The sequence below is a fragment of the Mangrovimonas futianensis genome, assembly GCF_021245805.1.
GTDB classification, from domain to species: Bacteria; Bacteroidota; Bacteroidia; order Flavobacteriales; family Flavobacteriaceae; genus Mangrovimonas; species Mangrovimonas futianensis.
Window position 1 is genome coordinate 295,021 of sequence record NZ_JAJJNF010000003.1, and the last position, 25,002, is coordinate 320,022.

Genomic DNA, 25,002 nt, shown 5'->3' on the forward strand with positions numbered 1-25,002 from the left:
TGAATAATTATATTCTTTAGAAAAAAAAATGTTTCTTTGTTAGACAATCAATCATTATGAAAATTCTTGTTACAGGGGCTGTTGGGTTTATAGGCTCACATACTTCGGAAAGGCTTCAAAAATTGGGGCATCAAGTTATTGGGGTTGATAATTTCTCTCCTTATTATAGTGAGGAATTAAAAAAACTGAATGAAAAAGCTCTTAATGATTTAGGAATTTCAGTATTACAATTAGATTTAAGAGAAGCTAATTTAATTGAGAAGTTACCTACGGATGTGGAATACATATTTCATTATGCAGCTCAACCAGGAATTTCGTCAACATCTACCTTCGAAGATTATTTTTCAAACAATATTATTGCAACAAAAAATCTGATTGATTATGCGTTGCAATTGCCCAATTTGAAAATGTTTGTAAATATTGGTACTTCTTCCATTTATGGTTTGGAGGCAACCTACCCAGAAGAGCGTGCTCCCAAGCCAGCTTCCCATTATGGTGTCACTAAATTGGCTGCCGAACAATTAGTGCTTCAGAAGTCCAGGGAAAAACAAATGAAAGCATGTTCCTTGAGATTGTATTCAGTGATTGGTCCAAGGGAGCGTCCTGAGAAGATGTATACTAAATTAATTGCCAACGGTTTGAATGACGAGGCTTTCCCTCTTTTTGAAGGTAGTGATAAGCATTTAAGAAGCTTTACCTATGTTGGTGACATTGTTGATGGCGTGGTTAGCGTTATTGGTAAAGAATCTCAAGTAGATGGTGAGGTTATTAATCTAGGTACTGAGGTTGAACATACTACACAAGAAGGTATTGAAGCCGTAGAAAAGGTGCTTGGTAAGCAAATTGAAATTAATGTTATTCCAAAGCGTCCAGGAGACCAATTACGAACTAAAGCTAATATTGATAAAGCAAGAAAATTGTTAGATTACAATCCGCAAACAACACTTTTAGAAGCTGTTGAACAGCAGGTTGCCTGGTATAAAAAATATTTTTCTTAAGGAATTAGTTGTAGGTTTCAATAGGGACTGCCACCTTGATGTCATCCCAAACCATGGTTAGCGATAAATCATCTAAAGAATTATCAAAACCAATAGTAAATTCCTCAACAGTGGTATTAATCATTTCAACAGGAACTTCCACATTTACTACATCAAATTGAGGTTCTCTCATTGGATTCATTTCCATATCAACACCCCAAGGATAATCTTTGGAGTTAAACATGACATGCCAAGTTGAATCATTAGGGATGGTCCAAAGGGTATATTTTCCTGCGGGAAGGGAATCATTTTTGATTTTTAAAGCTTTGTTTGTTTTAAAAGTGGTTGCTTCATTCGCCCCTGTACGCCATACCTTTTCGTACGGTACTAAGCCCCCAAAAATTTCACGACCTCTTTTGGAAGGTCTGTTGTAAAACACTTCCATTTTCAAATCGTTTTTCACCAAAGAAACAGTGTCCTTAGGACTTAGACGTTTTTGAAACAAGCTATCATCCACAAAATAGGCATATATAAAGGTTCCAACGGCTACAAAAACCAAGAAATACAAGACCCACTTTAAAAATCTATTCATTTTAGAAAAATTTTTTGATTGATAAAGATACTTAATTACACGACCAAGTTGTATTGGCATTCAATAATCTTTAACAGATTTTACGTAACTTAAAAAAACTTTTAATTTTTTGCAACATCCGTTTTTTTCTATCGTCTTTCAAGTGAACTAATCATAAACCAAAAGTGATTTTATGCTTCTAGATAGCATTATTGAACAATGCAAGGAGAATAATCGTTTAGCTCAAATGCAGTTATATGACCAATATTGTCATGGGATGTACATTGTGGCTTATCGATTTATGAAAAATGAAGCAGAAGCTGAAGATGTGGTTCAAGAAGCCTTTATAAAGGCTTTCAGAAAACTGCATCAATTCAATGCCGAGGTGACTTTTGGGGCTTGGTTAAAACGTATTGTCATCAACAGATGTATTGATGTGCTGAAATCTAGAAAGCAACAGCTTATTGAGTTACAGCAAAACCATTTAAAAGTGGTCGATACAACCTATGAAGACAAATGGTTGGTAGAAGATGAGATTACCAAAGAGAATGTTCAGAAGGCAATAGACCAATTGCCAGACAAGTACCGGTATGTCGTTTCACTTTACATTTTGGAAGGATATGATCATCAAGAAATTTCAGAGATTTTGGACATCACGGAAGTCGCTTCCCGAACCCAGTTATCTCGCGGACGTGCAAAATTACAAGAACTTTTAAATCCCTTAAGACATGGCTCAAGATATTAGAAAACTCTTTGAAGAAAACCAAGGCAAAGAGGAGGTGCAAATGCCAGAAGGTCATAGAAACCGATTCATGGATCGTTTGGATCAGGAATTTCCAAAGGAAAAACCAGTTAAAAATCGATCTTGGATGTATGTGGCAGCAAGTATCGTGGTGCTTGTTGGGTTGGTGTATTCTGGATTTAAGTGGATGGATAATGAACCATTGGATACCAATCCACAAGTTGTGGATACACCGTCAAAAACTAATGAAGAGGAAACAAAATCTTTGGGAGATGTGTCTCCAGAATTAAAGCAAGTGGAGGACTATTATTTGGCGAGCATCAATTTTGAATTGTCAAAAGTGAAGGTTACTCCTGAAAACAAAGAATTGTTTGACGGCTATGTTAAAAGATTGGAAGAGTTGAATAGTGAATATCAAAAACTTTCGGTTGAACTGACTGAAAAAGGACCAAACGAGTTTACCGTGACAGCACTTATCAATAATTTAAAGTTACGTTTGAATTTGTTGCACCGCCTTAGAGAACAATTAAAATTATTAAACGAAAATCAATACAATCAAAAAACGAGTTAATATATTATGAAAACACTATTGAACCTATGCATCTTTTGTATTTGCTTGAGTATGTCGGCACAGCAAAAGCTTGAAAAGATATCGCAGTCTATTAATGTTAATGATGAGGTGGTCATCGACCTCAATACCAGTTATACCAATTTGGTTATAGATACCTGGAATAAAGACATTATTGAGGTGGAAGCCTATATTGAAAGCGATAAACTTTCAAAAGAGGAACTGAATGAAGTTTTAAAAGATTGGAAAATCTCTGTAGATGGATCCAAAGATCAAGTATCAATCACTACTGAAGGCATGTACGGCTCTTGGAACAACAGGCTTGTATACTTTGATGACGAATCTTCAGATGCCTTAAGGATTTTGGAATTAGAACTGGCTAGGTTACCTGAATTGGTCGTAGCACCTACCTTAGAAGGGTTGTCTGATATGCCACCTCTTCCTGCAATGCCTAAGCTTCCAAAATTACCAAAAGGAGTGAGTGAATATCAATTTGATTATGAAAAATATCAAAGGGAAGGAGAGACCTATATGGAACAATGGAGCAAGGAATATGGAGAAAAGTATGGTGATGAATATGCCAAAAAAATGGAAGAATGGGCTAAGAAATGGGAAGAGAGTCCAGAAATGCGTGAGTTTGAAAAACAAATGGAGGCGTGGGGAGAACAATTTGGTAAAGAATTTGGTGAAAAGTTTGGGAAAGACATGGAGAAATGGGGTGAGCAATTTGGGAAGGATATGGAACGATGGGGAGAACAATTTGGTCGTCAAATGGAACAACAAGCTCATAGACTGGAACAAAGAGAAGCTATAAGACAACAGCGAATTCATGAACGAGAAAAAATGCAAGTGGAGCGTGAAAAAATGCAAGAGGAAAGGCAAAAAATGAGAGAAAAGTCTAGGAATTATAAATTAAGACATGTTGGTCCAGATTCCCAAGGTGTAATTAAGACGATAAGAATTAAGATACCTAAAAAGGCCAAATTAAATATGAATGTAAGGCATGGTGAATTGAAATTTGCTTCCAATATTCAGGATTTAAAAGCAGATCTAACTTATACGGCTTTAGTAGCCAACAGCATTGATGGAAGTAAAACTTCCATCAATGCCTCCTATTCCCCCGTAAAAATAAACCAATGGTTGGCTGGGGAACTAAAACTTAAATATGTGGATGATGCCCAAATTAATCAAGTGAAGCAATTGGTTTTAAGTGCTAATTCTTCAAACATTATTTTAGACAAACTTTCAGGTAGCGCTATTATTGATGGGAGCTTTGGAGATTTGGTTATAGGTGACATTGATTCTGGGTTTCAGAATTTAAATATTGTTTTAGAAAACAGTGATGCTTTAATTTCACTTCCTCAAACAAATTATAACCTACAATTCAAAGGGAAAAACTCTAGTTTTAAGCACCCAAAGTCAACCAATGAAGCCATGGTGTCTTCTTTTTCTACTGGAGATTTGGGCAGTGGTAAAACCATTGTGGTAAACGCCAAGTTTAGCCAAGTGGTTATGAAATAGTTTCCTACCTTTGGGCTATGGACCCAAACACATTCAACTCCTTTTTATCCCAGATTTCTCCAGAACCCCTTAGGGTAATTGATGACACGATTCCTTTGTCATCCTATGTTTCCATAGATATTTCTGAAAACCAAGCACAATTGCATCAATTTGATGTCACCTCTTCAAAGGATTGGGAAGTCTTTATCAATGATTATTTAAAAAAGCATGAGGCACAGGTAGCTTACGGAGGCTATTTGGAAACGAGAGATATATACAAGCGTAGCAAGCATTTTAATAAATCTGATAAAGAGACAGAACGAAACATTCATCTAGGTATGGATTTCTGGGCAGCTGAAGAAACCGCTATTCTCGCACCTTTAGATGGGAAAATACATAGCTTTAGGGATAATATTCAATTTGGGGATTACGGACCAACAATTATTTTGGAACATCATATTCAAGGAATTCGCTTCTTTACTCTTTACGGACATTTGATTAGGGAATCTATTACCAATTTGGAAGTGGGTCAATCATTTTCAAAAGGACAAATTATTGCTGCTTTGGGAGCCCCAGAAGTAAATGGTGATTATGCGCCTCATTTACATTTTCAAATTATTAGGGATATGCAGGCATATTATGGTGATTTTCCTGGTGTTTGTAGCAAAAAAAATCTGGACAAATTCAAAGAATTATGCCCAGATCCAAATTTGCTATTAAAAGTTTTTAATGGGACACCGATATTTTAAAGGTGGCCTGTTCATCTGAATGGGAAATGACTTTTACCAAGTAGAAGGTACTTGGGATGTTCTGTAGTTTTAAATGAATTTGATTATCCTCTACATCCAATTGATCAAAAGTTTTTACCAATTTTCCTTCTAAGGAATAAAGATTGATTTGGGATACTTTTGAAGGTTCAGATAGTTGAATAAAGAGATCTTTGTCTGCAGGGTTTGGAAAGACTTTTAATTGGGCTTTCCATTTAGCGTTTAGTGATAAAGTTTCAAGAACCACATCATTAGTAGTTCCAAGTACATTGTCGCCTTCAGGGTCTGAAACAAACGCTCCGTTAGAAGCATTGGTATCATTTGATATTATGATTGTTTCATCTGCATTAAGAACTTGGAATTCCACTGAAAAGATTGTGCCATTTCCTGTTTGAATATTTCCCAAACTTCCTGCTTCATAATGAACCAAGCCTGGTGTATCCGTGTTTTGAACGGGTACCAAATCAAACAAATCTCCATTTGTAAATGAGTTCACCTGTAACAAGGAAGGATCATAGTTAATTCGAACCCTAACCGCTGTATATTCGGTGCCTGATGATTGGGCTTCTAAGGTATAGGTAAAGGTTTGCCCTATGGAAAGTGGGGGCATAACGTTGACCGAGGCGACCATATCTACTTGCCCAAATCCGCTTTGCATGGTAATGGCAAGAAAAGCCCATAAAATGATATTAAGTATTTTTTTCATAGTTTGATGTTTTTTAATTGTTTTGGTCTTGTCCGGTTGTGTTGTAATTTCCTGAAAACAACCCTAAGTCTGATATATTGATGAGTAAATCATTATTATAATCAGCATTGGTGTTAAAATTTAAATCTCCATTGGCACTGTTATAAGCTGGTGAAAAAATTCCCAAATCTGAGATATTTACTTGATTGTCATTATTGGAGTCACCAGCCAACAACTCTGGAACTATCTCAGATTTGTTTTCTGTCAATTCAACGGTCATAACGCGTTGCAAATACAAGGACGTTTTCACTAGCACTTTATATGATCCTTGCCCAATCGTACTTCCAATAGAAATATTTCCAGAACTATCTGCTGTTTCACTAAAAATGTAGGCAGGTGTTACTAAATCGTTGGTACGGTAAAGTATAATATCATAATCTTCAGAGTAGTCTATTCTTCCTTGAAGTGTTACAGATAGATCCAAGGTATATTGTCCCACCTCCACGGTCACGGTTTGTTCACATGCGTCAGAAGTGTTTCCACTGGCATCTGTCACGGTCCATGTAATAATGGTGTCTCCTAATGGAAACGGATCAGTTAACTCTAGGCCATCAGCTCGAGTTCCTAAATATTCAAGCTGTGACCCTAAGGAGCAGTCATCCGATCCTGCTGGTTCTTCAATAGTAACTAAGCCTTCTATTTCACCTTCATCAATGAATTCTGTAATGTTTTCTGGACAGGTGATAGTTGGATTTTCAATGTCTTCAAATACGGTCCAGGTAAAGGTTTCGGTTGCATCAAAACTGTTGTCTTTTGAAACGGTTACGGTTACATTAAACACGCCGTCACCATTAGGTCCACCTGTCAAAGAAGAAGATGCAATTTGACCAAAAATGATACCATTTGTTGGTTCTATTCCAATACCATCTGGTTGCCCACTTATGGCATAGGTAAAATTGTCTGCTGGATTTCCGCCCGTAGCCGAAGCAGTGATATCTGCAATGGCATTTTCACAACTGGTTATATTTTCAAGAGGATCAATTTCCAAAGGAGGGAAGGTGAGACCTAGTACTTCAATGGCAACCACTCTAGAGCGTTCAATCTCCTCAATAAATTCAATGGTTAAATCATTGTCTGTAACCGTTACATTAAATTGAAGCATTCCAGCTACCGAATGTCCAAACATCGCATTAGGGTCAAAATGTGAAAACACACGCTGACCTTCCATATTGATGCTGAAAACTACTTCACCAGGTTGCGAAGAACCACCATAAAGGGAGGCTTCATAAAGGTTTACAATGTATTTTCCATTAGGCACAGAAATGTGATAGGTCATTGGAACCGTAATATCCAATGAATTTCTATGAGTATGCATAATGGCCTCATAGGTTGATTGATCAATATAATCAGGGATGGAAGGGTCTTTTATACTGTAATCTAAAGGTCCGTTGGTATATGTTCCGCCACCGCCATCAACTACAAATGATTCTCCAATTCCACCATCTCCGGTAGGGTTAGCTTCCCAATTAGGGCCGCCATCTGTGGCATCAAATCCTGGTCCGCCAGAATTTATACGAACAACGGGTGAGTAATTTTCTGTAAGTTCTCCAGCCAAATCAAATAAAATGGGGTTGTTGTTTCCGTCATGGGTAATGGTCAACAGGGCTTCTTTTGTACCAACTGTTCCATCCGCATGGAATAGTACAGGGATTTGCATGGAAGCTGCCGGATTCAGAACAATAGGGGTGGTTGCATCAATACTGAATAAGGCTGCATCTGTTCCAGTGATAGACATATCTGTAATAGTGATTGGATCATCTGTCGGACCTCCATTATTCTGTAATTCAAAGTACTTAATACGATAATTGATATTGTTAGGGGTATGCCCAAAATCAATGGAACTAGGGGTTGTGGATAGGATACCGCTTTCGTTTTCTTCTATATTTATAAAATCCCATGTAGCGGCAAAATAATCAGAACCTCTTGAAGTCCCTATCATTCCTACGGCCAATCCTTGATTATCTGTAGGATCTAAAAAGGAAGTAGGTAGGGTTATTGGCGATCCAAATAAAAATAAGTTTTGCCCTTTATCCAACGAATAATAGGGTTGTGCTGAATTGGTAGCTGGATCAATGGCAAAGTATAAGTCAATGGCATTAGCTGTTAAAAGGTCTGTTACATCCTCTGTATAGTTCGTTGTTACAACGCCATCTTCCTCAAGAACCACTTGTAGTCCGTTAATGTTATCTGCATTAGAAGTTCCGTTCATGATAACTATTTTCAAATAATTGTCTTGATCGCCATTTCCAATTTGTAATCCATAGGATTGAAAATCTTGAGGATTGGTTTGAGAACCATTAATTCCAAAATAGGGGGATTCTATTCGGGTATGTATCGTAAAAGGATTGGAATTGGTGTCTACATTGGCTCCAAATTGAAAACCGTATTGCTGATCATTAAAGGATTCAAAGGAATCACCTGGAGAGATGTAATCAACGGTTGCCTTTCCGGCAGCACCTCCAAAAGATAAATCATTTGGGTCATATTGCGTTAAATAATCAGTAGATCCGGTTGGGTCTAGCATTAATCCTGTAAAACCTAAACCAAACATTCCAGTTCCTGGATCATTATTCCAAAATGGATAAAGAATAGGAAGGTTGGTGGTTGTTCCGTTATCAGCATCTATAGCAAAAGCATCATTCACGTCCAAGATGCCATCATTGTCATCATCGTCATCATTCAAATCTGAAATAAAATCGCCATCATTATCGTTTGGCTTACTTCCTTGTGAACAATAGTTGGTATTGTTATCGATTTCATCTTGATTGGTAAATCCATCACCATCATAGTCTGCCAAGGGGTCAAATGCTGGATCCAGAGGATCTATACAATCAATATCCTGAGGTTCAAAAATGGTGATGCTGTTTGAGCCATAGGTAGCCGCCCAAACAGTTCCTGGAAAAATATCAGCATCGCCTTGAGCAATGACATCCAATGGGATGCTACCAAAACCTGAGAAAATGGCTTCATATTCGATGACTTGGTCTCCTGTTTCATTAAAAACATACCTGTTGATATCACCTCCAAAAGAAGCTGTAAGGATACTTCCTTGCATAGCCCCTTCAAAATTGGTCGCTGTATATTCAGCAATTCCATTTGTTGAAAAGTTGATCACATCCAAAATATTATTTTCAGGACTGGAAACAGGTAAATCACATTGGTATTCTCCTAGTTCTGGTCTTACTGGGAAATCCTCTATAATGAAAGAGGATTGAAAGTATCCGGTAACACCTCCTAAAAGAGATTCCAATGATCCATTGTATTCTTCTATCCAGGTACCTCCAGAATTGAGGTAACCAATGATTCCTGCTTTATTTGGGAATGCTAAAATAGGGTTTGGATGCCCGCCATAATAGGTGAAATTGGCATCGTTTATGGTCCCTACAAAATGAAGCGGATCTCCATATAAAGAACTGTTCTCTTCGCTTAACTCGTTAGTGATATAATGGTTGGCAGGATCATAATCTACGGTGTTTTGGTAACCTAGAAATTCATCGGTATTGATATCGTAAATTTTAGGAGTTCCACCCCAGGTGTTGTTTGGACCATTATCAGATAGATAGATTCTTCCGCTCTCTGTGACCACGATGTCATAGGTGTTTCTAAAACCGGGAGCAAAGACTTCAATCGGTGAACCTGCCTCAAAAATAGCTTGATTTAAACTGTTATGTCCACCAAAGGGATCGTTTAAATCGATGGTAGCGTTATAAAGAGGGTGACCAGAAGGATAAGGAAAATAAGGGCTTGTATTATCAATGTCAGCTCTTGTTGGGTCGTTTAAAGTGGGCAAATCATAAACAAAATCAGTTCCTGTTCTTGGGTCATTATAAATGGGCATGGATTCCAATTGGTCCATGTCAATAATCAACACATTACCTGAATAAAGATATTCAGGGGTTGCAGCAAAATTGTTTGAAGGAGCCCCTTTATTGGTATTTCCTCCTTGGCAGAGTAACATAAATTCGGTGCCCTCACGTTCGAAAAGGGTCATACCATTGGTAGAGTGGTTTTCTTCACATCTTGGTAATCCTCTTATTAAATCTACTTTTATCCAGTTGGAGCCGTCCCAAGTTAATCTGGAAAGTACTCCAGAGTTGGTATCTAAATTGGTGTCTTCTCCAGCACCACCACCACCGATGAGGTTGTCTGATGAAGAGGCATAGATAATTGGGTTTTCAGCTGTTCCGGAAAGTTTAATTCCAGTGATTTGTCTAGTGATAACTGGTGTTAATTCACCCAAATCTGTGTGGTTTTTCGTGTAGTCACGAATCATGGTAATTTCCTCAACATCTGTAACCGTGTAGGTGCCATTTCCCGCAGGTGCATTATCGCGCTCTATGGTATAAGCCCAAATAGTTCCGTTTTGTTGGGAAACATACAAGCGGTCATCAGGGCCAAATTCTAAAGAGGTAGGATTTAATACTCCTTCACCAATGAGGCCGGTAGAACCAAAACTAATGGTTTGTGAATGGGTGTGTTGGGACCAAAAAATACTTAGTATGGCTAGGAATGCCCATCTAGCTAAATGGTTTGTTTTTAAACAATTAAAAGACATTTTACAATTTTTTTCAAGATTTGTTGTACTGGCGCTATTAATCGAAAAAAATTATCAGGGAGGATTGGAGTGTGAATTTAGTAAATAATTGAGGAATTTTAGGAGTGAAATGTTAGCTTTTCGTTAAAACGATTATTTTTCGGACATCATGCCCATAAACAGAAAAGCCAAGAATCAAATTCTTGGCTTTTCCTTTAAAATGAAGTGTGTATTAATCTTCTACAATCACCCAATCACCATTGGAAATTAAAGGTTCTGCTTGTTTGAATTTTAGGGTTTTATTTTCACCGCTCATGACATGTTTAATCGTCACTTTTTCATTTCTTCCAATCTTGGGTTGTTGTCTAACAATGGTTTCTACAACCTCGTGTTTTTGAGTGTTTCCAACGGCTCTATTTTGAGCAGCTCTTTCGTCCATATTTGGAATCTCCTCTTTGGAAGTTTCTAATTTCTCTTTCGGTTTAGACTGTCTAGCTTCACTAATTGCAGTTGAGTCTTCAGATGGTAATTCTCCTTTGAAAAGGAAAGAAATAACATCCTTATTAACTTGATCAATCATGGATTTGAACAATTCAAATGCCTCAAATTTATAAATCAATAAAGGATCTTTCTGTTCGTGAACAGCCAACTGAACCGATTGTTTTAATTCATCCATTTTACGTAAATGGGTCTTCCAAGAATCATCAATAATGGCTAAAGTGATGTTCTTTTCAAAATCGGTTATAAGTTGTTTTCCTTGAGTTTCATAGGCTTTCTCCAAGTCTGTGACTACTTGTAAGGTCTTAACCCCATCTGTAAATGGCACTACAATACGTTTGAATTTATCGCGTTGGGTCTCGTAAACATTTTTGATTACTGGAAATGCTATTTCTGCATTGCGTTCCATTTTCTCACGATAATGTTGGAAAGCTGCTTTGTAAACTTTACCTGCCATTTCCATAGCAGTCATTTTTCCGAATTCTTCTTCAGAAATAGGCGAGCTCATGGAGAAGAAACGAATTAATTCAAATTCGAAGTTCTTAAAATCATTTGCCGCTTTATTAGATTCAGCAATACCTTCAGAAGTGTCATAAATCATATTGGCTAGATCCACACGTAGGCGTTCACCAAATAATGCGTGGTGTCTACGTTTGTAAACCACCTCTCTTTGCGAGTTCATGACGTCATCATATTCCAATAGACGTTTACGGATCCCGAAGTTGTTTTCTTCTACTTTTTTCTGGGCTCTTTCAATGGATTTAGAAATCATGGAGTGTTGAATCACCTCACCTTCCTGCAGTCCCATACGGTCCATCATTTTGGCAATACGTTCACTACCAAACAAGCGCATCAAGTTATCTTCCAGTGAGACATAGAATTGAGAACTTCCCGGATCTCCTTGACGTCCTGAACGACCTCTTAACTGACGGTCAACACGTCTAGAATCGTGGCGCTCAGTACCAATAATAGCTAAACCTCCAGCATCTTTAACGGCCCCTTGTAGTTTAATGTCAGTACCACGACCCGCCATGTTGGTGGCTATGGTAACCTGACCTGCCTGACCAGCTTCAGCTACAATATCGGCTTCCTTTTTATGTAATTTGGCGTTCAATACGTTATGAGGCACCTTACGGATGTGAAGCATCTTTGATAGCAATTCACTGATATCTACTGATGTGGTACCAATCAAAACAGGGCGACCCGATTGAGAAATTTTGGTGACTTCATCAATAATGGCATTGTATTTTTCACGTTTGGTTTTATAAACCAAATCGTCTTTGTCATCTCTTGCGATGGGTCTGTTAGTAGGAATTTCCACCACATCCAATTCATAGATTTCCCAGAACTCTCCCGCTTCTGTTACCGCTGTACCGGTCATACCAGATAGTTTGCGGTACATTCTAAAGTAGTTCTGAAGTGTAACGGTTGCAAAGGTTTGGGTGGCGGCCTCAATCTTTACATTTTCCTTGGCTTCAATGGCTTGATGTAATCCATCACTATAACGACGACCGTCCATAATACGTCCGGTTTGCTCATCTACAATCATTACCTTGTTATCCATAACCACATACTGCACGTCCTTTTCAAATAAGGCATAAGCTTTCAGTAATTGGTTTAAAGTATGGATACGTTCTGATTTGATTCCAAAGTCACGGAATAACTCTTCTTTTTCTGCGGCTTCGTCTTCTTTGCTTAAATTTTTATTCTCTATTTTGGCAATTTCCGTTCCGATTTCAGGCATGACGAAAAAGTTTGGATCGTCTGCACCTGATAAGAATTCAACCCCTTTATCGGTTAATTCGATTTGGTTGTTTTTCTCGTCTATTACGTAGTACAACTCGGCATCAATCTTAGGCATCTCACGGTTGTTGTCCTGCATGTAGAAATTCTCGGTCTTTTGAAGTAATTGTTTCACACCTTCTTCACTCAAGAATTTGATCAGAGCCTTGTTTTTAGGCATCCCCCTGTACACGCGTAACAATTGGAATCCACCTTCCTTAGTATCTCCAGAAGCAATCAGTTTTTTAGCTTCGGCTAAGACTCCTGTTAAATATTTTCTTTGAACCCCAACAATACTATCTACTTTGGGTTTAAGTTCATTAAATTCATGTCTATCTCCTTGCGGAATGGGACCCGAAATAATCAATGGGGTTCTAGCGTCATCCACCAATACCGAATCCACCTCATCGACGATGGCATAGTGATGGGGGCGTTGTACCAAATCATTTGGTGAATGGGCCATGTTATCCCTAAGGTAATCAAAACCAAACTCGTTGTTGGTTCCGTAAGTAATATCAGCATTGTAGGCTTTCTTTCTGGCTGCGGAATTCGGTTGGTGGTAATCTATACAATCAACACTCAAACCATGGAATTCAAAAATAGGCGCCATCCAAGCGCTATCCCTTTTTGCCAAGTAGTCATTCACCGTTACAAGGTGAACCCCTTTTCCTGATAGGGCATTTAAATAAACAGGTAAGGTCGCAACCAAAGTTTTACCTTCCCCTGTTTGCATTTCGGCAATTTTACCTTGGTGAAGAGCGATACCTCCAATTAACTGCACGTCATAATGCACCATATCCCAAGTCACCTCTTTTCCAGCGGCATCCCAAGAATTGGCCCAAATGGCTTTGTCATCATCTAGGGTTACATAGGCTTTGGTTCCTGAAATCTCACGGTCAAAAGCACTAGCTGTTACTGTAATTTCGGTGTTGTTAACAAAACGTTTGGCCGTTTCCTTAACCACTCCAAAAGCTTCTGGAAGGATGTCGTTTAACACCTTTTCAGTAGCTTCAAAAATATCATCTTGAATTCGGTCTATTTCTTGGTAGATTTCATCGCGTTCATCGATATCTTCAGTGGCTTCCGCTTTAGATTCCAGTTCAGCAATGTGATCCATGAAGGGTTTTCGTGCTTCGGCAATTTGGTCTTTGAAATAGGTGGTTTTGGCTCTCAGTTCGTCATGGGATAACTTTTCCAAGTCTCCCTCAAAGGATTTTATTTTGTTGACGATAGGCATAATAGCCTTGACGTCTTGTTTTGATTTGTCTCCGACAAAGATTTTAAGTACGGAATCTAAAATACTCATATTATTGATGTTTTTATGTTTATGGTTGTCTCCAACCATGATAATAAGATCTTACCGCTGTAAAAATACGGCGATTTATAAGTTACTGTATGGTTTTTAGGAATAGTTAACAATAAAAAAAAAGTCTCTTGAAGAGACTTTTTAAACAGTGATGTTATTAATATTCATCCTCGTTCCAGAGGTAATCTTCGTCTGTTGGATAATCTGACCAAATCTCTTGGATGGATTCATATTGGTCTCCTTCATCTTCAATAGACTGAAGGTTCTCAACAACTTCAAGCGGTGCTCCAGTTCTAATGGAGTAATCAATCAATTCATCCTTAGTTGCTGGCCATGGTGCATCACTTAAATAGGAAGCTAATTCTAAAGTCCAATACATGATTCATTAGTTTTTTTAATTTCTGCAAAAATAAATTTTTACTTCAAAAAGTCAAGAAAAAAATGAATTATTTATACATTATTATTAAGAACGTTTGAAAGGTGCCGTAAAACAAGGGTAATGCATTCGTTTTTAACGGTTTTATACCCCGGGCATTAATGGATTAATATTTTTCGGGTATCCATTTTACTTCTTCGGCATGCACATGATGAGACAATTTCCGTGCCAACACAAATAGATAATCTGAAAGCCTATTTAAATACTTTAAAGTGTTTGGATCAACAGGTTCTACCTCGTTTAATGACACGGCTAATCGCTCAGCCCTTCTGCAAATACATCGTGTTATGTGACAGAATGACACCGTTTGGTGTCCGCCGGGTAACACAAAATGTGTCATAGGAGGCAAGGACTCGTTCATTTGGTCCATTTCATGTTCCAACCGCAGGATGTCTTCCTCTGAAATTTTTGGGATGTTTAAACGGTCTTTACCATTTTTTAAGGTCGCTTTTTCAGGGTCTGTGGCCAAAATGGCTCCAACGGTAAACAAGCGATCCTGAATATGTATTAGAAGCTCCTTGTCTTGGATAGGGATGTCTTGATCTCTAACTAGACCGATGTATGAGTTCAGCTCATCAACAGTACCATAGCTTTCAATGCGGATGTGGTTTTTGTTTACCCGTGTTCCTCCAAATAATGCGGTGGTGCCTTGATCTCCAGTTTTGGTATATATTTTCATAAAATTAGTTTCGAATGTTCGTGGATTCAAAGGTACGTTTTATGGTAGGTAATTCAAAGAAGTTATTGGGCAGTAAGTAGTAGACGGTAGACACCAGTCAGTGGACAGCAGAAACTAGACAGTATGTAGGATAAATTAAATCCGGATGGTGAAATGTTCTTTTTGTTGTTCTTTTCTAAAGAATACCAACCCCCAGTAATATGTATCGATTGTAACGGTCACTTGCGGATGGCTTTTAATGATTTCCCAAGCTTCGGTCATTTCTGGAGACCAATAAATATCATCAAAGATGAAAACGGAGTCTTTGTGTGCAGAAGGGAGAAGGGTTTCAAAATATTCCAGAGTGGCTTTTTTGGTATGATTCCCATCAAAGAAAATGGCATCCCACTTTTGTTCTTTTAAATTTGGGAGGTGTTCCTCAAAACTTCCTTTAAGAATATGGATGTTCTTCCATTTGGCCAATTTATTTGCCGCATAAGCGGCCACTTCTGTGTTTCCGTCCACAGAGGTTATTTGAGCTTTTGGATTTCCTAAGGTCATGGCATGGGTTGCCATTCCTAGGGAGGTTCCCAATTCCAAAATAGTCTCAAAATGAAAGTAATTGGTTAATCTTAAGAGGAGTTTGGCTCTTTTTAATGAGGTTCCAGCTGTTTTGGCCAATTCTGATGGGGTACGAAATTGCGATTGGGTTTTTCGGGAGCCCTTTCCCAAATCCAGCATTTCTAGAGGTTGTTTGTCTTTGAGCAAGGTTTTGCGATAGGCTTTCAGTCTTTTATAATCGTAAAATGGTTGTTTTAGGTAAAAGCACTTGGTGACCAAATCATAGACAAATGGCGAATGCACCCCATGCTGGTTGGTGGAGCGCTTCAGAAATTTTAAATAAGAAATAATTTGGTAGATCATTTACAATTAGCAATAAACAATAAACAATTAGTAATGATTCATTAGTATTTAGGATCAACAACCAACAACCAACAACCAACAACCAACAACCAACAACCAACAACAATACACTATACTAGTCTTCCATTTTTTCGGAGAGTTCTAGCCATCTCAGTTCCTTTTCTTCAATATCATCCAATAGGGATTGGAGTTTTTGGGATAGCTCTTGGATTTGGACAGTGGTTAGGCTGGTATCATGAAACTGGCTTTCTAATTCCAACTTGTCTTTTTCCAAAGCCTTTATTTTGCTTTCCAGATTGTTGAACTCCTTTTGCTCATTGTAAGATAGTTTGCTATTGCTGTCTTTTTTCCACTCCTTTTTCTCCTTTTTATCACTTTCCGTTTCTTGTGGTCGGCTATCTTCATACACTCGGTAATCGGTATAGTTACCTGGAAAGTCGTCAATTTCTCCCTCTCCCTTAAATACCAGTAAATGATCCACAATTTTATCCATAAAATACCGGTCGTGAGAAACCACTATAAGGCAACCTGGAAAATCTAAAAGGAAATCTTCTAAGACATTTAAGGTGACAATATCCAAATCGTTGGTAGGCTCATCCAGAATCAAAAAGTTGGGATTTTGGATTAAGACGGTACAAAGGTATAGGCGCTTCCGCTCTCCACCGCTCAACTTCTCCACAAAATCATATTGTTTCTTTCGGTCAAATAGAAAGCGCTCTAAGAGTTGTTGCGCACTGATTTGTTTTCCTTTTTTCAAAGGAATAAACTCCCCAAACTCCTTGATGACTTCAATTACTTTCTGCTGGGGTTTTATGTTAATCCCTTGTTGGGTATAGTATCCCAATTTGACCGTTTCTCCATGCACAATTTTTCCGGCATCTGGAGCAATGGATTTTGTTAAAAGGTTGAGGAAGGTAGATTTACCAGTTCCATTTTTTCCGATGATACCCACCCGTTCGCCTGGTTGAAAATTGTATTCAAATTGGTTGAGAATGGTCTTGTCTTTGAAACTCTTGGAAACCTTATGGAATTCCACCACCTTGTTTCCTAAGCGCTCCATATTCAATTCCAATTGCACTACATGGTCTTTTCTACGTTGGTGCGCTTTTTGTTTGATATCGTGAAAATCGTCTATTCGGGATTTTGATTTGGTAGTGCGGGCCTTAGGTTGGCGCCTCATCCAGTCCAATTCTTTTTTATAAAGTTGTTTTGCTTTTCCAGTTTCAACCGTTTCACGATCGATACGCTCTTCTCTTTTCTCGAGGTAATAAGAATAGTTCCCTTTATAGCTAAAGAGTTGCCCATGGTCTAATTCTATAATTTCATTACACACGCGCTCTAAGAAATAGCGATCGTGGGTTACCATGAAAAGGGTGAGTTGTTCTTTGGCAAAAAAGGACTCCAACCATTCAATCATTTCCAAGTCTAGGTGGTTGGTGGGCTCATCCAAAATCAAAAGGTCTGGCTTTTTTAATAGGGCCATGGCCAAGGCCAAACGTTTTTTTTGTCCTCCGGAAAGCATCCCAACTTTTTGATCCAATTGTTCCAATTTCAATTGAAACAGGATTTGTTTGTATTGGGTCTCAAAATCCCAAGCTTGGTGGCGGTCCATGGCTTCAAAAGCCTTTTGGTATGCTTCGGTATCTTCCGGATTTAAAAGCGCCTTTTCATAACGGTTGATGACGTCCAAAATGGGATTGTCTCCATCAAAAATGGAAGCCTCTACTGTAAGTGTATCATCTAGCTCTGGTTCCTGTGGTAGAAAGGCTACCTTTAGATTGTTTCGGTAAATGATGTTTCCAGAGTCGGGGACATCCTTTCCTGCCAACATGTTAAGGATAGAGGTTTTACCTGTTCCGTTTTTGGCAACGAACGCAATTTTTTGATCTTTATGGACACTAAAGGAGAGGTCTTGAAACAAGGTGACTTCCCCATAGGATTTGGCTATATTTTCAACCGTTAAATAATTCAAGGGTGCTATTTTTTTGCAAATAAACGTATAAAACCCAAATTTAGCTCCTTTAGTTTTGATATTAGTATCTAAAACTTATATTTGTTACTAAACTAGGCGCTTTCAAATGAAGAACGTGTGTATGCTTGTAGGGGTGGTGATCACCCTTTTTTTTACTTCCTGCATTCCCCATAAGGATTTGGTGTATTTACAAAATAAGGAACAGGCTTATGGAGCCGATACGATTCCTCGTATTACAGAAACCCAGAAACCCTATCGGGTTCAAATCAATGATGTGTTGAACATTCGTGTACGGGGATTGGATCAAGAGAAACTGACCATCTTTAATCCGGTGGGTGAAGAAAACCTGAATGCCGATAGTGATCAAAGAGCCTATTTTGATGGGTTTACGGTGGACTTACACGGAGAAATTCGTATTCCTTTATTAGGTAAAATGAATGTGTTGGGCTATACCTTGGAGGAGATTGAAGGCATGATTAAGGAGAAGTTATTAACTGAACATTTTAAGGAGACTGCCCAAATTTTTGTGACTGTAAAATTAACCGGATTACGATATACCGTCAATGGCGAAATAGGAAATCCAGGAACAAATACTTTGTTTCAGGAGCGTGTTAATGTGTTTCAAGCCATTGCCAACGCGGGGGAGATTCCTATGACTGGAAATAAAAAGGATGTGTTGATAATTCGTCAATACCCCCAAGGACAACAAATTCATCACATTGATTTGACAGATTTGAAAGTGATGGAGTCTCCTTACTATTATATCCAGCCCAATGATATTATTTATGTGAAACCATTGAAACAAGTCAGTTGGGGTTTTGGAACCACTGGGAAGGATACTTTCTTGACTGTTTTTTCAATTATTACAGTTGTGTCAACCACACTTCTTTTAATCGATCGTTTGTAAGATGTCCCAATTTGATATACAAGATTTAGAAACCCAAGAATCTCGAATCACTTTTGATTTTAGAGGGTATTTGTTTAAAATCTTGAATAATTGGAAGCTGATTTTGGTATGTATTGGTCTAGCCATGTTAGTGGCCTATATGGTGAACGTGAGAAAGCCCAATGTCTATGCTTTGACCTCCTTAATATCTGTGGAAAACGACCAAAGCCCGTTTTTTACAACGACTACCAGTATTTCCTTTAATTGGGGTGGTGTCTCTGGAAAAATGGGGAAAACCATGACCACCTTGGGAACCCGTAATCACAATGAAAAAGTGGTTGACTCCTTGCAGTTTTATATGGAGTATCTCAAGGAGGGGAAATACCGCAAAGAGGATATCTACCATCAGGCTCCCTTTCGGGTGAGTTTGGATACCACGGGAGGGCAGTTACTAGGACTTCCTTTGGGATTGCGCTTTTTGGAAGGTAACAAGGTGGAACTGTTTGCTACTTTTGAAAACTCAGGTGGAACTGTTCAAAATTATACAACGAAGGAAAAGGCAGGAGTCACTCTTCCTGAGGGGGAATACAAAGAAACCTTTGCTATAAACCAACCCATTCACCTGCCATTTTTCAATGGAACCATCAAATTGGTGAAGCCGGTCAAACCCGGAAGTGAGTTTTTTGTGCAGTTTTTGAATTTTGATGGTATAGTCAATAAATATAAAACTTTTGTTAAGGTTGCTCCTTATGAGAAAAATGCTTCCTCAGTAATTAAATTATCCTTATCAGGTACCAATAAAGCCAAGATTGTCGATTATTTGAATACCACCGCTGCTATTTTAAGTCGGGAGGAGTTGGCACGAAAAAACCTTTATGCCACCAATACCATTCGATTTATAGATAGTACCCTAAATAAGGTCAATACCGACTTGGTTCAGGTCAATGACCAGATGAATGAATTCCGGAAAAAGAATCAGGTGCTTACGATACAGGATGAAATGTTGGAGACTTCGTCGCGCCTAAAAGGGTTTGAACAACAAAAGCGTGAGGAGGAGGCTAAGATTTTGTATCTAGACAATTTAGAAAATTATTTAAGAACCAAAGACAACTATGTCAATATTGCGGCTCCCACTTCGGTAGGAATCAATGAAGGGAATATCCTAAGCAGCGTCAGTAAAATTACGGGACTGGCCATTGAACGACAAAATTTGGAATATACCACCCGTGAGGATTCAGAATTGTTTGATGAACTGGATCGACGGATTGATTCTGAGAAGAACGTGCTTTTGGAAACCATTGATGCTACTAGGAATACCATTCAACTTAATTTAAATAGTATTTCAAAGGAAATGGGGCGTTTGAATGGCAAACTTTCTAACCTACCTGAGGAACAGCAGACCTTTTTGAAAATTCAAAGGGAATTGGATTTAAGCCAGGAAGCTTATGATATTTATTTGAAGAAGCGCAGTGAAGCAGCCATTATCAAAGCAGCCAATGTATCGGATATTACGGTGATTGATGAAGCCAAGGATATTGGTGGCGGACGTATTGGTCCCAATCACAATTTGAACTATATGATGGCCTTGATGATGGGAACCTTTATTCCTTTGGCTTTTATTTTTGTTCTCTTTTTATTGGATAATACCATCCATGGGTCTGATGAAGTGGAAACCCTTTCCCGAATTCCGATTATTGGTTTGTTGGGTAAGTACCGATACCACAATAATTTGGTGGTGTTTGAGAAGCCGAAATCGGCAGTCGCGGAATCCTTTAGGGCCATTCGTTCTAGTTTGCAATTTATCCTGAATAAAGAGGAGTCAACTGGAGGAAAAACAGTTATGGTTACCTCCTCAGTCAGTGGAGAAGGAAAGACCTTTTGTTCGATTAATTTGGCGACGGTGTATGCGCTTTCTGGAAAGAAAACCATCTTGTTAGGTCTGGATTTAAGGAAGCCTAAAATCTTTGATGATTTTGATTTGACCAACGAATATGGGTTGGTTAATTATTTTATAGGGGAGAGGAGCTTTGAAGATGTAAAGAGTGCTACCCATATCGAAAATTTGGATGTGGTCACTTCGGGACCTATTCCGCCCAATCCTTCGGAATTGTTGATGAGTCCGAAAATGGCCACCTTGATGGCTGAACTCAAACAGAATTATGATATCATCGTGTTGGATACGCCACCATTGGGATTGGTAACAGATGCTCTGGAATTGACAAAATATGCCGATACGACCTTATTTATGGTGCGGTTGGATTACACCAAAAAAGGGATGTTGCAATTGGTAAATGCTAAGTATCGCAATGGAGAGATGAAGAATGTTCATTTTGTGCTTAACTTTTATAAGCATAAATCCAATCATAATTATGGTTACGGGTATGGCTATGGTTACGGGTATGGCTATGGCTATGGTGTTTATGGAAATGCCTATCATCAAAATGGACGTGTTTCGAAATGGGAAAAGGTTAAGCAGTTTTTAAAAAGAATTTAATAACGATATACAATAAAATGAGTAATAAAAAGATTGCAGTAATTGGTTTGGGGTATGTGGGACTCCCTTTGGCTGTTGAGTTTGGTAAAACATACCCTACTGTAGGGTTTGATATCAATCAAAAGAGGGTAGCGGAATTACGTTCAGGAACTGACCATACTTTAGAAGTATCTGATGGAGAATTAAAGGAGGTGCTTGCTAATACTGTAGATGATAAGGGCTTATTTATCACCGATCAGACAAGGGATTTGGCGGATAGTCAAATATTTATTATCACGGTTCCCACACCCACTGATGTTCTGAAGCGACCTGTACTTATCCCCTTGCAAAAGGCAAGTGAAACCGTGGGGCAAGTGCTTAAAAAAGGCGACATTGTTATTTATGAATCGACCGTGTATCCTGGAGTTACCGAAGAGTTTTGTGTCCCTATTTTGGAACAGATGTCTGGTTTGACTTTCAATCAGGACTTTTTTGCTGGCTATTCTCCTGAGCGTATCAACCCTGGAGATAAAACGCATACGGTTACCAAGATTTTAAAAGTGACCTCTGGAAGTACACCCGAGGTAGCCCAAGAAGTCGATGCTTTGTATCGTTCCATTATCTCAGCAGGCACGCATTTAGCCCCCTCCATTAAAGTGGCAGAAGCAGCTAAGGTGATCGAGAATTCCCAAAGGGATATCAATATCGCCTTTGTCAATGAACTTTCTAAAATCTTCCGTCTTTTGGATATTGATACCCAAGCGGTCTTGGAAGCAGCAGGAACCAAGTGGAATTTTATCAAATTTACCCCAGGATTGGTAGGAGGTCATTGTATCGGGGTGGATCCTTATTATCTGGCACAAAAAGCCATTGAAGCGGGTTATGATCCTGAGATTATTTTAGCTGGTCGTAAAATGAATGACAGTATGGGCGGTTATGTAGCGACCGAAACCGTGAAAATGATGATCAAGAAAGGAGCAACTATTAAAGGAGCTAAGGTCTTGGTACTCGGTATTACCTTTAAAGAGAATTGCCCTGATATTCGTAATTCGCGAGTAATTGATATTATTGAAGAACTTCAAACCTATGATATCGAAGTGGATGTTTATGATCCTTGGGCTTCTGAGGATGAGGTGCGTGAGGAGTACGGGCTTCCCTTAATAAGTGACGCTTCCCAATTGGCAGCCACCTATGATGCTGTTATTTTGGCGGTATCACATAAGGAGTTTTTAGATTTGAATATAGCCAGGATGAAAGCAAATAAAACGGTTGTTTTTGATGTGAAGTCTTTACTGCCAAGGGAGTTGGTGGATGCGAGGTTGTGACAGTTTCAATTAACAATTAACAATGAGCAATGAGCAATGTGTTGCTTAGTGGGCATTAGCCAGCCTAATGTTTCAGGTTTAAGTAGCAAGAACCAAGAGTCAAGAGCCAAGATAGATTGGTTTTTAAGATTATAGAACAAAGAAAATAGATAATAGACTTCTCGATACAATTTTGCTCTCTACTGTCGCAAAACCACTCGAATTGCCAAGCTTCTCGATACAATCGTTCTCCGTTGCTCTTCGAACGATCACTCGAAGTGACAAGAAAGTGAATTAAAAAGCCGTCTGTCAGTTCGAGTGCCGACTGTAAGGAGGTGTATCGAGAACCAAAAAGGGCTACCTGTTTTCTTCAAACATTCCTTGTCATGCTGAGCTTGTCGAAGCATATTTGCTCATTTTTATTTGGATTTACTTTTTTGCATCGCCCAAAAAAGTAACAAAAAATGCTAGACTTACTTTTTACACCTTGAAAATCTTACAAACCTGCTTAATCATGCGCGCCACAATCGCTACGCTTGTCCGGCGCTCCTTTACCCAAGCAAAGCAGGTTTTTGATTTTACTACGGTTTAAAAACTAGGTCGGTGGTTATTCGGCTTTGCCAAAATGATTCTCCAATATTACTTCAAACATTCTTGTCATGCTGAGCTTGTCGAAGCATATTTGTTCATTTTTATTTGGATTTACTTTTTTGTATCGCCCAAAAAAGTAACAAAAAATGCTAGACTTACTTTTTACACCTTGAAAATCTTACAAACCTGCTTAATCATGCGCGCCACAATCGCTACGCTTGTCCGGCGCTCCTTTACCCAAGCAAAGCAGCTTTTTGATTTTACTACGGTTTAAAAACTAGGTCGGTGGTTATTCGGCTTTGCAGGAAAGGGGTTCAAGGAGATTCTGAAACAAGTTCAGGATGACAGGCGTTTTTATATTTAAAAGTTAGTTGTCAGGTCGAGCGCAGTCGAGACCTCTTGGAAGAATAACGGTTTTAAATTAACCCCTCCACTGCGCTCGGGGAGACATTGTGAATCATTATTTTTTATGGAATCATGATATGCTTCGTAATTACCTTAATCCAAAACGATTCAAAAACATCGGTTTTTCTGCTTTGCCGAAATATGGTTTTGACTTTTTATACGGATAAAAACTATTGCAATGGGTTTTCATTGTAGTCTTAAGGATATCAGATATGGCTCCTCCCTTTAACTAAAGAGGGGAGCTTTCAGGTTTAGTGAAGATAATGAGTGAATATAAAGGGATAGGGAACTTTCTTCATTCCATAATTTCGATTAAAATCTGGCTAGATGATTTTTAAAGCCTATATAAAGCGCTATCTTTACGTTACTTAAAGACAAGGTATGGTAACAGATCTAATCAAGGAATGTTCATTTTTAGTGACTGGTGGTGCAGGTTTTATCGGTTCTAATTTAGTAGCCTATTTATTGGCCCATGGAGCCAAGAAAGTGCGCGTGTTGGATAATTTTTCCAATGGATACCGGGAGAATCTTACCGAGTTTATGGAGCACCCTCAATTTGAGCTATGGGAAGGGGATATTCGTGATTTGGATATGTGTCATAAAGCCATGGTAGGGATGGATTATGTCTCTCACCAAGCAGCTTTGGGATCGGTGCCTCGATCGATTGATGATCCAGCGACTACCAATGCCGTGAACATTTCAGGATTTTTGAATATGTTGATTGCCTTGAAAGATAGTCCGTCTGTGAAACGAATGGTCTATGCGGCATCTAGTTCCACTTACGGCGATAGTGCCAGTTTGCCCAAAGTGGAAGCTATTATTGGAAAGCCTTTATCGCCCTATGCTGTAACCAAGTATGTGAATGAATTGTATGCCGATGTGTTTGGTAAAACCTATGGTACTGATGTCATTGGACTGCGCTACTTTAATGTGTTTGGTCCCAAGCAGAGTCCAAATGGTGCCTATGCCGCGGTTATTCCTTTGTTTATGCAAGCGCTGAAAACAAAGCAACCGCCTAAGATTAATGGCGATGGGGAGCAGACCCGTGATTTCACTTATGTAGCCAATGCAGTACAAGCCAATGTAAAAGGTTTTTTTGCTGGCAAGGAGGCTGCCAATGAGGTGTTTAATGTAGCTTGTGGGGAGCGAATCTCGGTCAATACTTTGTGGCATACTTTAAAGGAAGCCGCAGAATCAGATCTTGAAGCCATTTATGGTCCGCCACGTATGGGAGATGTGCGGGATTCGTTGGCAGATATTTCTAAAGGTCAGCGCTTGTTGGGCTATGAACCCGAGGTAACTGTGAAGGAAGGGTTGGGCTTGACCTGGAAGGTTTTCAATGAACAATGACCGATTAGCAATT

General features: G+C 38.8%; 17 protein-coding genes. 9 read left to right on the forward strand and 8 right to left on the reverse strand.

Annotated elements, in window-relative coordinates; translation table 11 throughout:
• Window positions 1-56: 56 nt before the first annotated feature.
• Entirely contained in the window at window positions 57-998 is a 942-nt protein-coding gene (locus tag LOK78_RS06705; protein WP_166959614.1) for an NAD-dependent epimerase/dehydratase family protein, read from the forward strand.
• A 4-nt stretch (window positions 999-1,002) separates the two neighbouring features.
• On the opposite strand, the gene LOK78_RS06710 is transcribed toward LOK78_RS06705, so the two are convergent.
• Window positions 1,003-1,569 (reverse strand): DUF2911 domain-containing protein, encoded by a 567-nt coding sequence (locus LOK78_RS06710; protein WP_053972580.1) that lies wholly within the window; start codon window positions 1,567-1,569, stop codon window positions 1,003-1,005.
• A gap of 172 nt (window positions 1,570-1,741) precedes the next feature.
• On the opposite strand from LOK78_RS06710, the gene LOK78_RS06715 reads away from it, so the two are divergent.
• The 4 genes from LOK78_RS06715 to LOK78_RS06730 are packed head-to-tail and all read left to right on the forward strand — an operon-like array spanning window position 1,742 to window position 5,107.
• The gene (locus LOK78_RS06715; RefSeq protein WP_053972461.1) at window positions 1,742-2,293 is read left to right on the forward strand and encodes an RNA polymerase sigma factor; all 552 of its coding nucleotides are present in this window, start codon (window positions 1,742-1,744) and stop codon (window positions 2,291-2,293) included.
• Entirely contained in the window at window positions 2,277-2,861 is a 585-nt protein-coding gene (locus LOK78_RS06720; RefSeq protein ID WP_166959617.1) for a hypothetical protein, read from the forward strand. Before LOK78_RS06715 ends, LOK78_RS06720 begins: the two co-directional genes overlap by 17 nt.
• A 6-nt stretch (window positions 2,862-2,867) precedes the next feature.
• Window positions 2,868-4,379 carry a hypothetical protein gene (locus LOK78_RS06725; protein ID WP_232634399.1) on the forward strand — a complete coding sequence of 504 codons (1,512 nt, stop codon included), beginning with the start codon at window positions 2,868-2,870 and terminating at the stop codon, window positions 4,377-4,379.
• Window positions 4,380-4,396: 17 nt separating this feature from the next.
• Window positions 4,397-5,107 (forward strand): peptidoglycan DD-metalloendopeptidase family protein, encoded by a 711-nt coding sequence (locus LOK78_RS06730; protein WP_232634400.1) that lies wholly within the window; start codon window positions 4,397-4,399, stop codon window positions 5,105-5,107.
• Here the strand turns inward: LOK78_RS06730 and LOK78_RS06735 are convergent.
• The 7 genes from LOK78_RS06735 to LOK78_RS06765 all read right to left on the reverse strand — a co-directional run bounded on the left by LOK78_RS06735 (window position 5,085) and on the right by LOK78_RS06765 (window position 17,980).
• Window positions 5,085-5,831, reverse strand: coding sequence for a T9SS type A sorting domain-containing protein (locus LOK78_RS06735; protein ID WP_232634401.1), 747 nt, complete (start codon window positions 5,829-5,831; stop codon window positions 5,085-5,087). The two genes, LOK78_RS06730 and LOK78_RS06735, sit on opposite strands and share 23 nt — an antisense overlap.
• A 13-nt stretch (window positions 5,832-5,844) precedes the next feature.
• Entirely contained in the window at window positions 5,845-10,425 is a 4,581-nt protein-coding gene (locus tag LOK78_RS06740; protein ID WP_232634402.1) for a malectin domain-containing carbohydrate-binding protein, read from the reverse strand.
• Between the two features lie 211 nt (window positions 10,426-10,636).
• The gene (gene secA / locus LOK78_RS06745; protein ID WP_232634403.1) at window positions 10,637-13,990 is read right to left on the reverse strand and encodes a preprotein translocase subunit SecA; all 3,354 of its coding nucleotides are present in this window, start codon (window positions 13,988-13,990) and stop codon (window positions 10,637-10,639) included.
• Between the two features lie 157 nt (window positions 13,991-14,147).
• Complete coding sequence (locus LOK78_RS06750; RefSeq protein ID WP_053972467.1) at window positions 14,148-14,369, reverse strand: DUF2795 domain-containing protein; 222 nt, start codon at window positions 14,367-14,369, stop codon at window positions 14,148-14,150.
• Between the two features lie 163 nt (window positions 14,370-14,532).
• A complete protein-coding gene (locus LOK78_RS06755) occupies window positions 14,533-15,105 on the reverse strand; it encodes a cob(I)yrinic acid a,c-diamide adenosyltransferase (RefSeq protein ID WP_232634404.1) in 573 nt (190 codons plus the stop codon).
• Window positions 15,106-15,240: 135 nt separating this feature from the next.
• A complete protein-coding gene (locus LOK78_RS06760) occupies window positions 15,241-16,008 on the reverse strand; it encodes an O-methyltransferase (RefSeq protein WP_232634405.1) in 768 nt (255 codons plus the stop codon).
• Window positions 16,009-16,123: 115 nt separating this feature from the next.
• The gene (locus LOK78_RS06765; protein WP_232634406.1) at window positions 16,124-17,980 is read right to left on the reverse strand and encodes an ABC-F family ATP-binding cassette domain-containing protein; all 1,857 of its coding nucleotides are present in this window, start codon (window positions 17,978-17,980) and stop codon (window positions 16,124-16,126) included.
• 106 nt (window positions 17,981-18,086) lie between these two features.
• Between LOK78_RS06765 and LOK78_RS06770 the strand changes: the two genes are divergently transcribed.
• The 4 genes from LOK78_RS06770 to LOK78_RS06785 all read left to right on the forward strand — a co-directional run bounded on the left by LOK78_RS06770 (window position 18,087) and on the right by LOK78_RS06785 (window position 24,989).
• Window positions 18,087-18,887 carry a polysaccharide biosynthesis/export family protein gene (locus tag LOK78_RS06770; RefSeq protein ID WP_232634407.1) on the forward strand — a complete coding sequence of 267 codons (801 nt, stop codon included), beginning with the start codon at window positions 18,087-18,089 and terminating at the stop codon, window positions 18,885-18,887.
• A gap of 1 nt (window position 18,888) precedes the next feature.
• Window positions 18,889-21,360, forward strand: a complete 2,472-nt coding sequence (locus LOK78_RS06775) for an exopolysaccharide transport family protein (RefSeq protein ID WP_232634408.1) — start codon at window positions 18,889-18,891, stop codon at window positions 21,358-21,360.
• A 17-nt stretch (window positions 21,361-21,377) separates the two neighbouring features.
• Entirely contained in the window at window positions 21,378-22,664 is a 1,287-nt protein-coding gene (locus tag LOK78_RS06780; protein WP_232634409.1) for a nucleotide sugar dehydrogenase, read from the forward strand.
• 1,356 nt (window positions 22,665-24,020) lie between these two features.
• Entirely contained in the window at window positions 24,021-24,989 is a 969-nt protein-coding gene (locus LOK78_RS06785) for an SDR family oxidoreductase (RefSeq protein WP_232634410.1), read from the forward strand.
• Window positions 24,990-25,002: the final 13 nt, after the last annotated feature.